Origin of the sequence: Gordonia sp. UBA7599 (assembly GCA_002477755.1) — a bacterium.
GTDB lineage: Bacteria > Actinomycetota > Actinomycetes > Mycobacteriales > Mycobacteriaceae > Gordonia.
In genome coordinates this window covers 785-14,072 of the sequence record DLKD01000136.1, presented here as the reverse complement: position 1 = coordinate 14,072, position 13,288 = coordinate 785, and the positions used below count along the sequence as shown (strand labels likewise).

Genomic DNA, 13,288 nt, shown 5'->3' with positions numbered 1-13,288 from the left:
TCCCGAGTCGCCCACTGGACTTAGAACCTTACTGCCGAGTAAGGTTACTGGCATGGCAATCAACACCGAGCTCCCCGAGAAGCTCAACTCGACGGTCGAGTCGGCCCATCTGGCGGCCGAGCACATCTTCCGGCCCATCTCGCGCAAGTACGACAAGGCCGAGCACGAGTACCCCGTCGAGCTCGACGAGTTCGCGAAGCTTGCCAAGCAGGCCGCCGAGCGCGACCGGTCCGAGACCCGGGAGAAGCCCGCTGGCGAGGAGACCGTCAACGGCATGAACCTTCGTGGCGTGCTCTCGGCCGCGGAGATGAGCTGGGGCGACGTCGGCCTGATGCTGTCGATCCCGGGCCGCGGCCTGGGCAATGCCGCCATCGCCGCCGTCGCCAGCCCCGAGCAACTCGAGCGCTTCGGTGATGTGTGGGCCTCGATGGCGATCACCGAGCCGAGCTTCGGCTCCGACTCGGCCGCGGTCACCACGACCGCCACCCTCGACGGTGACGACTACGTCATCAACGGCGAGAAGATCTTCGTGACCTCCGGTTCGCGCGCCAGCCACGTCGTGGTGTGGGCGACCCTGGACCGCTCGGTCGGCCGCGCCGCCATCAAGTCCTTCGTCGTGCCGATGGACACCCCCGGGGTCACCGTCGCACGCTTGGAGCACAAGCTCGGCATCAAGGCCTCCGACACCGCCGTGATCGTGTTCGAGAACGCCCGCGTACCCAAGGAGAACCTCCTGGGCTCGCCGGAGATCGACACCAAGAAGGGTTTCGGCGGGGTCATGCAGACCTTCGACAACACCCGACCGGTGGTTGCCGCAATGGCCGTCGGCGTCGGCCGCGCGGCCCTGGAAGAGATGCGCCGCCTCATCGAAGAGGCCGGCCACGAGATCGACTACGACAAGCCTGCCGCCGCGCAGCACGCTGCCGTCGCGGAGTTCATCCGCCTGGAGTCGGACTGGGAAGCCGGATGGCTGCTCACGCTGCGCGCGGCATGGATGATGGACAACCGCGAGCCGAACTCTGTCGAGGCGTCGATGTCGAAGGCCAAGGCCGGGCGCACCGTCACCGACATCACCAACAAGGCTGTCGAGGTGGGGGCGACCGTTGGGTTCGCCGAGACGTCACTGCTGGAGAAGTGGGCGCGCGACGCCAAGATCCTCGACATCTTCGAGGGCACCCAGCAGATCCAGCAACTCATCATCGCCCGTCGCATCCTCGGGAAGTCCAGCTCCGACCTGCGGTAATCGCACCGCACTGGTCTTCTCGGTGAGCGAGTCGAGGGGTCTCGATCACCGTTGGATCAGCGCGAGAACAGCGCGGCCGCCAACTTCTGGTTACGGGCGATCCGTGCTGCGTCACGCCGGTATCGTTCGGCGGCGATCGCTGCGAGCACACGTTCGGGCGGCGACGTTGGCGGCGGTGGCGGTGCTACGTAGCCGACAGCCCGCTGGACCAGCTGCTGGCCGGTGACCGCCCGCGCCTGCGGCGTGAACGTGTCGTAGCGGTCGAGGAATCCTCGGATACCCGTGGCCAGGGTCGGCGGCATCGGCGCAAAATCAGCGCTCGTGGCCCATTCCGCCAGTTCTGGCGGCATCGCGATGTGCCGCGAAGGTGGTACCGAAGCCCGGTCACGGATGACGTAGGTGCCGGCGACGAGGTCGCTCAGGCGCTTGCACTTCGGGTTGATCGCCGCGGTGACGAGCGCCGGGATGCCGCCGAAGAAGTACAGCTCGGGCATGCCGACCAGTGCGCGCCCGAACGCCTGCCGCACCGTGATGGGCCCGGCACCGTCGTTGACGGTGCGGATGCCAAGGATCAGGTGACCCAGGGTCTTGCCCCGCGTCAAGGTCTCGACGACGGTCGGGATCAGCAGGAACACGAGAATCGTCCAGGCCGTGCCCAGACCGGTGCGAAGCGCCCCGTCGAGGTGCACGATCTGGTTGAGCTTGGGCATGAGGTAGAGGAACCACAGCCAAAACAGCAGCCAGCCGATCGTGACGTCGATGAACCCGGACAGCACCCGCAGTCCCAGGTTCGCCGGCGGCAGATCGAGCGCGACGGCCTCACCGGACACGAAGTCGTCGCGCCCGACACCTCGGGTGGCGCTTTGGCTCGGCGAGACCGGTGGCGGCAAAGGTCGCATCGGCGGGCGGGGCGCAGCCCGATACGGACCGGGCGTCGGATGCGACATGAGTTTCACCCTAATGCCACCGCACCGCGGCCGGGACCGTCCGATTCGGCTGACGGACACAGCCGCAGGGCGGGCACTAGGGTGGTGGCGTGGACTTGGACGCCTACCTCGACGCCCATCGCGCCGAGTGGACTCGGCTCGATGCGCTCGTGAAGTCGCGTCGACTGACCGGCGCCGAGTCCGACGAGCTGCTCAACCTCTACCAGCGTGCCGCCACGCACCTGTCCGTCATCCGGTCCACATCACCCGACGCTCGGACCGTCGAATACCTGTCGACGCTCGTGGCGCGCGCCCGTTTCCGGGCCACCGGTTCCAAGCCGTTCACGTGGGCAGCGGTCGCGACGTACCTGACGCGCACGCTCCCCGCCGGTTTCTACCGGTTGCGATGGTGGTGGCTGCCGATCATGGTCGGCTCGGTCGCGGCGATGACGGCCATGGTGGTGTGGAGCCTGAACCACCCCACGACGATGGACTGGCTGCTGCGCAAGTACGGGCGCAGCTACATCGACAGCAGCTTCGCCGACTACTACTCCAACCACCAGGCGCAGTACTTCGCCTTCCAGGTGTGGACCAACAACTTCCGCTTGGCCCTGCTCGCCATCGCCTTCGGCGTCTTCTTCCTTCCTGTTGTGTACGTCCTCTACGAGAACGTCGTGGCGATCGGCGAGGTCGCCGCCCTGATGATCGGCAACGGCAAGGCGGATGTGTTCTTCGGGCTGATCCTGCCCCACGGGATGCTCGAGGTGACCTGCCTGTTCGTCTCCTGCGGTATCGGCCTCAAGCTGTTCTGGACCTGGGTCGCGCCAGGCCACCGGACGCGCACCCGGGCACTCGCCGAGGAGGGGCGCACCGCGATCTCGCTGGGCGTCGGGCTCGTCGGCCTGCTCCTACTCTCCGGGGTGATCGAGGCATTCGTGACGCCCTCGCCCCTGCCGACGGCCGCTCGGATCGGCATCGGTCTGACCGCGTGGCTCGGCTTCCTCGCCTACGTGTTCATCCTCGGCCGCAGCGCCTACCTCGACGGTGCTACCGGCGACCTCGAAGACGAGGTCGACCGCGGCTACGAGGCACCCGTCGCTGCGTAGCGCGTCAGAGCAATCCGCGCGACTTCAACGACAGGTAGTGGTCGGCCAGCGCCGGCGGCAGATCCTCTGGACCCCGGTCGATGACCATCACGCCCAGTCTCGCGAGGACCGTCGCGGTGTCTTCCCGCTGGGTGAGCGTGCGCGCCGACGCGGCCGCACGGTACGACGAAGAGGTATCGCCGCGCCCGGCCAGCATCTCGTCGAGCTCGGGATCGGACACCGAGGCGATGACGACCTGGTAGCGCTGCGCCAGCACGGCCAGCGTCGGGAGCAACGACTCGGCGATCGCCGACGGCTCCAACGGTGTCAGCAAGACGACGAGCGCCCGCTGGGAAACCGTGCGCGTGACCTCGGCACCGAGCAGCCCCCAATCGGCCTCCAGCAGCGCGGACTCCAGCGGTGCCATCGCAGTGACCATCTCGTTGAGGAGGTTGACCCGCCGCGTGGCGCGGACCTTCTTGTGGATGACGCGGTCACCGGCGATGAAGTCGATACGGTCACCCGCGTGCGAGGCGAGCGCCGCCAGCAACAGCGCGGCATCCATCGCGGCATCGAGGCGCGGTTGGTCACCGATGCGTCCGGCCGACGTCCGTGACGTGTCCAGGACGAGGACGACGTGGCGGTCGCGCTCGGGCTGCCAGGTCCGCACCACCGTCGACCGCCGCCGAGCCGTCGCGCGCCAGTCGATGGACCGCACGTCATCGCCCTCCACGTAGTCGCGCAGCGAGTCGAACTCGGTGCCCTGCCCACGGGTGCGCACCGCCGAGCGGCCGTCGAGCTGGCGCAACGAGGCCAGCCTCGACGGCAGGTGCTTGCGCGAGTCGAACGCCGGCAGCGCCCGCACCGCGCCCGGCAGGAATAGCGACCGCTGACGACCCGCCAGGCCCAGCGGGCCGTTGCGACGCAACGTCAACCGGATGGCGAGCCGATCGCCGCGCCGCGTCGGCTGCAGGCCCACGTCGAAGAACTGCCGCTCCTCCGGCGCCAAGTTCAGGTCCCGCCGGTTGGACAGGGGGCCGGGCGGTGCCGGATCGCCGGACACCTGCAGACGCAGCTCCTCCCACCGCCGGGCGAGATCGGTGTAGAAGCCCGGTTCGCGCACGGGCCGCCGGTCACGACTGTCCGCCCCGGCACCGGCCGAGGGCTGCCACGCGTCACGCAACCGGCCGCGGTAGCGCCGTCGCGACGAGTTGACCACCGACAGTTGCGTCGTCGTGTGCTCACCGAGTCGAATGGGCGCGGTCTTCGCACGGGACACAGCGACCGCCGTCGTCGGGCCGGCCAGCACGACGTCGCACAGCATGACGAAGAACGCGCCGGCCGCCCAGGCCACCACCGTCCACCCCGACGGCCAGATCACCACGGGAATGGCGCCGAGTGCGACGAGGAGGGCGAAGCGACCGGTGACGAACATCAGCGCGGCACGGGTACAGAATTGATTGCGGCGTCGAGGACGGCCGAGACGGACACGCCCTCCAGTTCGGCCTCCGGGCGCATCCCCAGCCGGTGCGCCAGCGTCGACTGGGCCAGCGCCTTGACGTCATCGGGGGTGACGAAATCGCGTCCCGACAGCCACGCCCACGCGCGACTGGTGGCCAGCAGCGCAGTAGCGCCGCGCGGGCTCACCCCCAGCGACAGCGACGGGGACATCCGGGTCGCGCGAGCGATGTCGACGATGTAGCCGAGCACCGCCGGAGCGATCGCGACGCGCTTGACCGCGGCGACACCGGCGGCGATGTCGTCGGGGGTGGCGACAGGGACCATCCCTGCGCCGGCGAGGTTGCGCGGGTCGAATCCGGCGGCATGGCGTCCCAGGATCGCGATCTCGTCCTCACGGGGCGGCAGCGGCAGCGTCACCTTCAGCAGGAAGCGGTCGAGCTGAGCCTCGGGCAGCGGGTAGGTGCCCTCGTACTCGACGGGGTTCTGCGTCGCGGCGACCACGAACGGTGATGGCAGCTTGCGCGGCACACCGTCGATGGAGACCTGGTGCTCCTCCATCGCCTCAAGCAGCGATGCCTGGGTCTTGGGCGGCGTGCGGTTGATCTCGTCGGCCAGCAGCATGTTGGTGAACACCGGACCCTCGCGGAAGGTGAACTCCGAGGTGGCGTTGTCGAACACGAGCGAGCCGGTGACGTCGCCGGGCATGAGGTCGGGGGTGAACTGGACGCGCTTGGTGTCGACTGCGAGCGCGGCGGCGACCGACCGGACGAGCAAGGTCTTGGCGACGCCCGGCACACCCTCGAGCAGAATGTGCCCGCGGCAGAGCAATGCGATAAGAATGCCGGCGACGGCGGAGTCCTGTCCCACGACGGTCTTGGCGACCTCGCCGCGGACCGCCGACAATGCGGCACGCGCCCGGTCGGACTCGAGTTGATGATCGGCTGGTGTCGTCATAGTACGGGTCGGACTTCCTCTTCAAGGGTGGACAGATCGGTGGCAAAGGCGACGAGGCCGTCGTTGGTGACCGGCAGCGGTCCAGCGAGCAGGGCGAACACCGAGGTGTAGTCGCGCCCGGTGGCTCGCGCGACTGCCGTGACGACATCCTCGACGGGGGCGTGGCGCGAGACGCCGAGTCGGCGCGGGATGGTTCGCAGGGCGTGGGTCCGCAGTTGGTCGGCGGCGCGAGAGGCATCACCGGACGCCTGATAGAGCCGGCCACGCGCCTCCGTCGTCTCCGCCGCCTTCACGACAGCCGGAAGGGGTTCGGTGACGAGCTGGCCGAAACGTCGGCCGCGCCACAGCATCAGCGCGAACAGGACAACGGCGCCCAGGCCGACCATCGGCCACAGCCACCGCGGGACATCGGGCTGCAGCGTGGGTTTGTTCGGCTGTTCAGGATCGTCCTTGGCCAGGTCGCCATAGTTTGGCGCGAACCACTGCACCGAGTCACCCGCACCGATCATCCGCACGGCGATACCGGCCTGGTCGTACTCGAGAATCTCACCGTTGGTGAACCAGTCCTGCGGCGCGACGACGACCTCCGGACGGCCCGCAGTCGCAGGGAAAACCGCCACGGCCGCCACCGCGGGTTGCCCCAGCGCCGGGAAGCATCGGGTGACGCGTTGGGGCAGGTCGGGAACCACAAGGACCCGGGGTGCGGAGGCACGATCATCCGAACGGATCCCCGCCGCGGTGCAATCCCCCGTCGGGGAGACAGGGGCACCGGTCGACGGGTAAAGACTCGCGGAGAAGCCGAATTGGGCGAGGACCTCCGAACGCGGATCCAGCAGCACGATCCGACGGGCATTGCGGGAGCGTTCGCGCAGGATCCGCGTGCTGCTCTTCGACGCACCGGCCGCGCGGGAGATCACAACGACCGTCGACGATGAGGCCGGCCGCAGATCTGTCAGCTCCTCCTGGGTGCGCGCAAGCTGCACTCGCACTCCATGGGTTCGAAGTGTTTCGACGAGAGCGGCAGTCCCGTCGCCGCCGGCGTTACCCGGATCCCCCGGGACGCGGTTGACGGCCCGAACGGGGTCGCGGCTCCCGCCGACGACGAGGACCCCGAGGACGAGAGCGGCGACAGCGCCGACGACGAGGAGTACCGCGACGACCGCGCCTGTGCCGGACCGTCGACCTCTCCCCGACGGGCCGGGCGCGGGCGCCACCGAAGGCGCGGGCACCGTTGGGGCGCTCATCGGCTCACCGGAGGCAGCAGCGGCAGTGACATCTCGGCGATCTCACCGTCGACGAATCCGGTCGGTTTCGCTTCGCTCAGTTCCACGTCGAGGGCGACCAGCGCCGCCGCCGATGTCTGATCGGCCCGGCGCCCGCCGTAGGCGACGGCGTCGAAAACATCAGCGGCGGTGTACAACGCCGGGTAGTGGGCGGGGAAGATGTGGCGCAACCGCCGCACGATGTCGTGGGCGGTGGCCGAACGCGCACCCAGCAGCAGTGTCCGGTCCGAGGCCGTCTGCGCGATGGCCCGCATGGCGGCGAGCACCGCCGCGTTGTAGTCGCCCGCCGCCAATGCCGCTTGGGCATCTGCCCGGAACTGATCAGCGGTCCCGACGACCCCGCCGAGTACCGAGCCGGGCTGGTCGTCGGTGTCGTCACCCCGTTTGCGACGCGTCTCGCGGCGCACCCGGAACACGACGTACACCGCCCCGGCGATCAACAGCGCCAGCAGGATGAACCCGACCGTCTGCGAGAGACCACTGTTGAACAGGCCCGACAACCACCTGCCCAACCGTGTGAGCCAGCTCGGTTCCTCGGGCGGGGACCACTGGTTCGACGAGGGGTTCTCGTGGTAGCGGGGTTTCGACAGCTCGTCGCGCAACCACCCGCGGGCGGTGTCGTTGTCTGGGTCCAACGCCAGGTAGAGCATCAGCGCGCCTGCCCGGCCAGTAGCGTCACGTCGTAGGCCTCCAGCCGGATCCGGGTGTCGACGTAGGACATGACCGCGAACCCGACGACGGTCGGGGAGACCACCGCGGCGGTGGTCAGCAGCGCGAGCGGCGATGCACCGAAGAAGAAGCGCCCCACGACGAGGATCGCGAAGCCGATGGTGCCGTAGAGCAACGCCTGCAGGGCGGTCGAGACGATGTGGCGCGCCATGCCCCGGCCCGTCAGGTACAGCGCGCGACGGATCGCCGTCAGGAGCGGTGCGCCCTCGACCGCGACGACGACGAGGGCCATCTGGATCGGCGCGCCGACCAGCAGGTACACCGTCAGCGGAATCGCGTAGAGCACCGGCAGCGCCATGATCAGCACGGTCTGCATGGCCATCGAGGTAAGCCCTGCCAGGGTGAGACCCGCGAGGATGGCGGGTGCCGCAAGAAGCACTGCACCGATTGCGCCGAGGGTGACCCGCGAGCCGGAGAAGGTCGTGGCCAGTGCCGCACGCAACGGCATGGGCACGCCGATCGCGGCCGCGTGTATCGGCGCGGCCAGCGGACCGGTGAGCAAGACCGGAACGACGAGCGCCGCGATGAACTGCGCCAGCATGCCCAGCCGGTCGTCGGCGAGGCCCGCGAGTGCGACCACCGCGGCGACGGGCACCCAGACGCACGACCAGACGATTGCTAGGACGGCGGTGTTGCCGCGCGCGACGTTGACCGCTCCGCTGACGATGTCGAGGAATCCCAGAGGGCGCAGCGGGGCGGCGCCGGGCTTGTGGGCGGCGAGCCCGGCCTCCGGGGTGGGCTGCGGCTCGGGCAGCTGCGTCGGCAGGTCGACGCCGGGAAGCGCCGGGAAGTGGGCGGTGGCGGGACGGAGAACTCGCTGTTGGGAGGCCGGAACCGCCTGCCACTCCGGCCCCGGGGCGGCCGCGGTCGGCAGGGCTGCGTTGACGTTGGGCGCGGTCCATCCGGACACCGGCGACTGATCGTCGTGCGCCGTCATCGCAACCTCGCCTCTCTCCATATGGGTGAGCCTTGTTTGTCCGAACCCCAAACCTACTCAAGCAAACACCAATCGGCTGCTACCGTGACTAGAACATGTTCTAGTTCTGTCATTCGAGGAGTGCACGAGATGGCCGAGACCGCCACCGACCTGACCGCGAAGATCGACGCTGCCGTCGACCGTTACATCGAACTGCTCACCAGCGGGGACACCGAGGCAATCGCCGACCTCTACGCCGAGGGCGCCACCGTCGAGGATCCGATCGGTGCACCGGTGCGCTCCACCCGCGCCGAACTGATCGAGTTCTACGGGCTCGTCTGCAACCTCGATGAGCACACCGCGACGCTGAAGTGGAAGAAGATCGCCGGTGACACCGCGGTGTTCGAGTTTCACCTCTTCACCAAGGCTGGTGACGCCGGATTCGAGATCACGCCAATCGACATCATGGTCTTCGACGCCGACGGCAAGGTGAAGTCCATGCGCGCCGTCTGGGACCCGGCGACCGACCTCAAGCAGGTCTAGCTAGCGCCGCCCGGTCGGCCGCAGCACGATTTCCGCGGGATGCGCATCGGCCGGCGTGTGGATCGCTGCCACGACCGCTGAGGCGACCGTCGTCGGGTCGAGGAAGCGAGTCGGCTCGTAGTCGTCGCCCTCGATGGCGACGATGTCGCGCTGCATGTCGGTGTCGATACGACCTGGGAAGATCGACGTGACGCGCAGGTCCGGTTCCTCGAGCCGAAGCGCGTCGGCCAGCGCCCGCAGCCCGAACTTGCTGGCCGCATACGGCGCCCAGCCCGGGTTGGCGCGCATCCCGGCCCCGGAGTTGATGAAGACGACGTGCCCCTGCACTGTCCGCAACGCGGGGAGCAGCAGCCGCGTGAGTTCGGCGGCGGCGACGAGGTTCACCTCCAGGAGGTGCTGCCACTCTTCGACGGGAGTGTCGGCGATCGGTTCAAGGTTCGAGGACACCCCCGCGTTGTGCACCAGCACGTCCAATGAGGTGATGGCCTCGGTCGCGGCGGCCACCGCGTCGTAGTCGGTGAGTTCCACGTCGAAGGTGGCCGCGCCGTCGAGCGAGGTGGCCAGTGCATCCAATTCGGGCGACGGCCGCCCACCCAGCAGTAGGTCGTGGGTCGGCGCGAGTGCGCGGGCGATGGCGGCGCCGAGGCCGCGGCTCGCGCCGGTTATCAAAGCGGTGGGCACGGCCTCGACCCTACCCGCCAACCGGACGACCATCCCTGGACGGCCAATCGGTCAGGTCGGGCGAAACCCCGAAAACGCGACGGCTCGCCCAAACCAGGTCTAGCGTTCCCAACACCCACCCACGGCGAACGGAGAATCCAATGAAACACCTGGTGATAGCGGGTCTCCTGACACTAGCGCTGGCCGGTTGCGGTGGCGGTGGTTCGACCACCGACACCGCTCCGGCAACCACCACGACGACGACCTCGGCGGCGGCCTCGGGATGCAGTGCGAGCGGACTGGACGCCATGACTGCCCTCTCCGATTTCCAGCTCCAGATGAATGCGGCCCAGAAGGCCGGGAAGATCACCGTCGACCAGTTGATCGCCGCGCGCGACAAGTTGTTCAAGGAGACGCAGGCGGCACAGTCGGCGAACAATTGGACCGCCTACTGCAAGGCCATCGACGACATGCGCGCCGAACTGGGGTTGTGACCCAGTCCGGCGCGCTCGGCCGTCGACGACGGCCCGACGTCGGCCTCAGCCCGTCGCCTCGCCGTGCTCGTACAACCGCGGAATGCGATGGTTCGCGACGAGGACCCCGTCGGGGTCGACGGCTGAGCGGATCGTGGCCAACCTCAGCCACGCGTCCTCCGGATAGCCGGCCCGCACATCGGTGGGATCCTCGGCGAAGTTGAGGTAGTTGCGCCCGTTGGTCCATGGCGACATCCGTTCGACGACCTGCGCCCCGGCCGCCGCGACCACCGACGCGAACTCGGGGGTCGGGGCCATCCCGCCACACACGAGCGCGAACTCGCCGTCAAGATGTGACAGCACACCGCCGCCCTCGTGCGGCCGGCCCACCGCCCCGCCGAGCTGGCGCAGCTCGACGATCATCAGCGGCGTTTCCACGCCGGGGCCGACGGCCTCAAGCAGCGCTGCGGCAGCCGCGTCGTCGAGGGTGCGCAGCATCGTCGACGTCACGTGTCCGGGCCCGGGCTCCTCGGGATCCATGTGCAGGTGCACGAGCACTTCGCTGGGCATGCGGCCGAAGGTGTCCATCTCCGGACCCAGCGCGCGCAGCGGCTCGATGATGCGCGCCGCCTGATCGTCGTCGGCCAGGACGGCCCCGTCGATCACGACGATGCTGCGTCCGCGGACCGGTTCGGGCACCTCCGGGATGGGCGGGATGCGCATGATTCGCAACGACGTGGTCACCTCGTCGGGGGCGTCCGGCGCCCATCGGCGCCATGCATCGAGCACACGGGGCGCCTCGCTGATGTCCCACATCATCAACCCGGCATAGGCGGTGGAGAAGTCGTAGGCACGAAACTCCATCGCCGTGACGATGCCGAAGTTCCCGCCGCCGCCGCGCACCGCCCAGAACAGGTCGGTGTGATGGGTGGCGTCGGCGCGGAGGAACTCGCCGGCGCCGGTGACGAGTTCGACCGCCACCAGGCTGTTGGCCGCCATGCCCAGGCTGCGCGAATACCACCCCAGGCCGCCACCCAGGGTGTACCCGGCGATGCCGACGTCGACGGCCGAGCCGTGCAGCACCGACAGGCCGTGCGCGGCCGCGGCGTCGACGGCCGGCTTCCAGACGACTCCGCCGCCGACGCGCACCGTCTTGCGCTCCGGGTCGACGCGGATCTCATCGAGCGCCCCGGTGCGCAGGATGATCACGTCGTCGAGGGACTGCGCCGCGAGCGGACCGGCGTTGTGCCCGGTCGATTGCGGGGCGACCTGCAGACCGAGGATGCGGGCGGCACGCACGATGCGGACCACCTCGCACGCATTCGTCGGCGATGCCACGGCCGCCGGCCGCTGGTCGATGGCAAGATTCCAGGCGATGCGCGCCTCGTCGTATCCCGGGTCGTCGGGGTAGACGATCGCGATGTCTTCGAGTCCGGGGAACTCGCGGAGCTCGCGGACGGCGGACTGGTCGGTCGAAATGGTCGAGACGGTCATGATGTGCTCCTCGCACTGGTGGTGAATCTGACACCGTGAGCGTGCGGTCGAGCACTTGGGATCGACTGGGAGCGCACTTGGAACCCCGCCGCGCGCAGGTCGGACCGGACCCGGGCCGCGGTGCGCCACTAGGATTTCCCCGTGGAGCTTCGTGTGCTGGGTCCGGTCGAGATGTATCTCGACGGCGCACGGTTGGACCTCGGCACACCCAAGCAGCGGGCACTCGTCGCGGCCCTCGCCCTCTCGTCCGGACGGCCGGTCAGCGTCGACGCGATCGTCGACCTGCTGTGGGGCGACGAGCCGCCACCCGGGGTGACCGCCACCCTGCAGGCCTACGTGTCGGGGCTGCGCAAGGTGCTCGAGCCGCAGCGCGAGCGCCGCGCACCCGCAACGGTGCTCGTCACCGCGACGCCCGGCTACGCACTGCGGCTGCCCGCGGGCGCCGTCATCGACGTCGCCACGTTCGAACAGGACGTGGCCGAGGTGCACCGCCTCCTGACCAATCCCGATCCCGGCCGCGCCGACCTTGAGCAGGCCGTGACCACCCTGGATCGTTCGCTGGCACGGTGGACCGGACAGGCGTACGCCGAACTCGGCGACGCGCCCGCCGCCGTGGCCGAGCGGGCACGACTCGATGAGACCCGGCTCGTCGCCGTCGAGGACCGCGCGGTGGCGCAACTGGCACTCGGCCAGCACGCCACCGTCGCCGGCGACCTGGAGGCGCTGACCACCGCCCATCCGCTGCGTGAACGGTTGTGGGCGCTGCGCGCCCTGGCTCTGGCCCGCTCGGGTCGCCAGGGTGAGGCCCTCGACGTGCTCCGCCAGGTGCGTCAGGTCCTCGACGATGAGTTGGGCATCGACCCGGGCGCGGAACTGCGCGAACTCCAAGACCAAGTACTGCGCCAGGACCCTGCACTGGCTTGGACTCCGCCGTCCGACGGGATTGCCAACGAACCCGCAGCGGCGGCCTCACCGTGGCCCATGGTCGGGCGCGACCGGCCGAAGGAGGCACTGCTGCGCGGCCTGGATGCCGCGTTGGCCGGCACTCCGTCGTTCGCCGCGGTCACCGGCGAGCCCGGTATCGGCAAGACCCGCTTGGTGGCCGAATTGTCGCGCGATGCGCAGGCCGACGGGGCCACCGTGGTGCGGGCCCTCAGCTCGAGCGATGACGGCGCGCCGCCGCTATGGCCGTGGCGGTCGGTCCTGACGGCACTCGACATCCCTTTCCCCCAGGTCGACGACGATGACGGGCCCTTCGCCGTGCGAGGCGAAATCGTCGGAGCCGTCGTGGACGCGGCGCGCACGAGACCGGTCGTGCTGGTCCTGGAGGACCTGCACTGGGCCGATCCGGCTTCCCTGCGGGTGCTGCTGCTTCTTACCGAGACGGTGACCACCGGGCAACTCTTCGTCGTAGCAACGTGGCGCGACCATCCCGAGCCGACCGGGGTGCTGGCCGACGTCGCCGAGGCGTTCGCTCGCAGACACGCGTTACGCCTGGCCCTGACCGGCCTGTCCGCGGAG

Annotated in this window: 13 protein-coding genes; 5 read left to right on the top strand and 8 right to left on the bottom strand. The window is 69.4% G+C overall.

Features of this window, described 5'->3' with window-relative positions:
• Nucleotides 1-52: 52 nt before the first annotated feature.
• The gene (locus B4L26_RS15405; protein WP_290720140.1) at nt 53-1,243 is read left to right on the top strand and encodes an acyl-CoA dehydrogenase family protein; all 1,191 of its coding nucleotides are present in this window, start codon (nt 53-55) and stop codon (nt 1,241-1,243) included.
• A 56-nt stretch (nt 1,244-1,299) separates the two neighbouring features.
• Here the strand turns inward: B4L26_RS15405 and B4L26_RS15400 are convergent, their stop codons facing one another.
• Nucleotides 1,300-2,190, bottom strand: coding sequence for an RDD family protein (locus B4L26_RS15400; RefSeq protein ID WP_290720138.1), 891 nt, complete (start codon nt 2,188-2,190; stop codon nt 1,300-1,302).
• Nucleotides 2,191-2,279: 89 nt separating this feature from the next.
• Between B4L26_RS15400 and B4L26_RS15395 the strand changes: the two genes are divergently transcribed.
• A complete protein-coding gene (locus tag B4L26_RS15395) occupies nt 2,280-3,275 on the top strand; it encodes a stage II sporulation protein M (RefSeq protein ID WP_290720136.1) in 996 nt (331 codons plus the stop codon).
• 4 nt (nt 3,276-3,279) lie between these two features.
• Here the strand turns inward: B4L26_RS15395 and B4L26_RS15390 are convergent, their stop codons facing one another.
• Genes B4L26_RS15390 through B4L26_RS15370 form a run of 5 tightly spaced genes read right to left on the bottom strand, consistent with a single transcriptional unit; the run spans nt 3,280 to nt 8,618 of the window.
• Nucleotides 3,280-4,689 carry a DUF58 domain-containing protein gene (locus B4L26_RS15390; protein WP_290720134.1) on the bottom strand — a complete coding sequence of 470 codons (1,410 nt, stop codon included), beginning with the start codon at nt 4,687-4,689 and terminating at the stop codon, nt 3,280-3,282.
• Complete coding sequence (locus tag B4L26_RS15385; protein WP_290720132.1) at nt 4,689-5,669, bottom strand: AAA family ATPase; 981 nt, start codon at nt 5,667-5,669, stop codon at nt 4,689-4,691. The genes B4L26_RS15390 and B4L26_RS15385 overlap by 1 nt, the downstream gene beginning before the upstream one ends.
• Nucleotides 5,666-6,913 (bottom strand): DUF4350 domain-containing protein, encoded by a 1,248-nt coding sequence (locus tag B4L26_RS15380; protein ID WP_290720130.1) that lies wholly within the window; start codon nt 6,911-6,913, stop codon nt 5,666-5,668. The genes B4L26_RS15385 and B4L26_RS15380 overlap by 4 nt, the downstream gene beginning before the upstream one ends.
• Entirely contained in the window at nt 6,910-7,602 is a 693-nt protein-coding gene (locus B4L26_RS15375) for a DUF4129 domain-containing protein (RefSeq protein ID WP_290720129.1), read from the bottom strand. Before B4L26_RS15375 ends, B4L26_RS15380 begins: the two co-directional genes overlap by 4 nt.
• Nucleotides 7,602-8,618, bottom strand: a complete 1,017-nt coding sequence (locus tag B4L26_RS15370) for a hypothetical protein (protein WP_290720128.1) — start codon at nt 8,616-8,618, stop codon at nt 7,602-7,604. Before B4L26_RS15370 ends, B4L26_RS15375 begins: the two co-directional genes overlap by 1 nt.
• Before the next feature lie 129 nt (nt 8,619-8,747).
• Between B4L26_RS15370 and B4L26_RS15365 the strand changes: the two genes are divergently transcribed.
• Nucleotides 8,748-9,140: a nuclear transport factor 2 family protein gene (locus tag B4L26_RS15365; protein ID WP_290720126.1), complete on the top strand. Its 393-nt coding sequence runs from the start codon at nt 8,748-8,750 to the stop codon at nt 9,138-9,140.
• Here the strand turns inward: B4L26_RS15365 and B4L26_RS15360 are convergent, their stop codons facing one another.
• Complete coding sequence (locus B4L26_RS15360; RefSeq protein ID WP_290720124.1) at nt 9,141-9,821, bottom strand: SDR family oxidoreductase; 681 nt, start codon at nt 9,819-9,821, stop codon at nt 9,141-9,143.
• A 140-nt stretch (nt 9,822-9,961) separates the two neighbouring features.
• Here B4L26_RS15360 and B4L26_RS15355 point away from each other — a divergent pair, with 140 nt between their 5' ends.
• Nucleotides 9,962-10,294 carry a hypothetical protein gene (locus B4L26_RS15355; protein WP_290720122.1) on the top strand — a complete coding sequence of 111 codons (333 nt, stop codon included), beginning with the start codon at nt 9,962-9,964 and terminating at the stop codon, nt 10,292-10,294.
• 45 nt (nt 10,295-10,339) lie between these two features.
• Here B4L26_RS15355 and B4L26_RS15350 read toward each other — a convergent pair whose 3' ends face one another.
• Nucleotides 10,340-11,767 (bottom strand): FAD-binding oxidoreductase, encoded by a 1,428-nt coding sequence (locus B4L26_RS15350; RefSeq protein ID WP_290720120.1) that lies wholly within the window; start codon nt 11,765-11,767, stop codon nt 10,340-10,342.
• A gap of 141 nt (nt 11,768-11,908) precedes the next feature.
• Between B4L26_RS15350 and B4L26_RS15345 the strand changes: the two genes are divergently transcribed.
• Nucleotides 11,909-13,288 (top strand): BTAD domain-containing putative transcriptional regulator (locus tag B4L26_RS15345; protein WP_290720119.1); only part of this gene is annotated, 1,380 nt, incomplete at its 3' end.

Excerpts from the sequence above, each read along its gene's own strand:
- B4L26_RS15405 (WP_290720140.1), top strand. The coding sequence starts at position 53 with ATGGCAATCAACACCGAGCTCCCCGAGAAGCTCAACTCGACGGTCGAG.
- B4L26_RS15400 (WP_290720138.1), bottom strand. The coding sequence starts at position 2,190 with ATGTCGCATCCGACGCCCGGTCCGTATCGGGCTGCGCCCCGCCCGCCG.
- B4L26_RS15390 (WP_290720134.1), bottom strand. The coding sequence starts at position 4,689 with ATGTTCGTCACCGGTCGCTTCGCCCTCCTCGTCGCACTCGGCGCCATT.
- B4L26_RS15385 (WP_290720132.1), bottom strand. The coding sequence starts at position 5,669 with ATGACGACACCAGCCGATCATCAACTCGAGTCCGACCGGGCGCGTGCC.
- B4L26_RS15380 (WP_290720130.1), bottom strand. The coding sequence starts at position 6,913 with ATGAGCGCCCCAACGGTGCCCGCGCCTTCGGTGGCGCCCGCGCCCGGC.
- B4L26_RS15375 (WP_290720129.1), bottom strand. The coding sequence starts at position 7,602 with ATGCTCTACCTGGCGTTGGACCCAGACAACGACACCGCCCGCGGGTGG.
- B4L26_RS15370 (WP_290720128.1), bottom strand. The coding sequence starts at position 8,618 with ATGACGGCGCACGACGATCAGTCGCCGGTGTCCGGATGGACCGCGCCC.
- B4L26_RS15365 (WP_290720126.1), top strand. The coding sequence starts at position 8,748 with ATGGCCGAGACCGCCACCGACCTGACCGCGAAGATCGACGCTGCCGTC.
- B4L26_RS15355 (WP_290720122.1), top strand. The coding sequence starts at position 9,962 with ATGAAACACCTGGTGATAGCGGGTCTCCTGACACTAGCGCTGGCCGGT.
- B4L26_RS15350 (WP_290720120.1), bottom strand. The coding sequence starts at position 11,767 with ATGACCGTCTCGACCATTTCGACCGACCAGTCCGCCGTCCGCGAGCTC.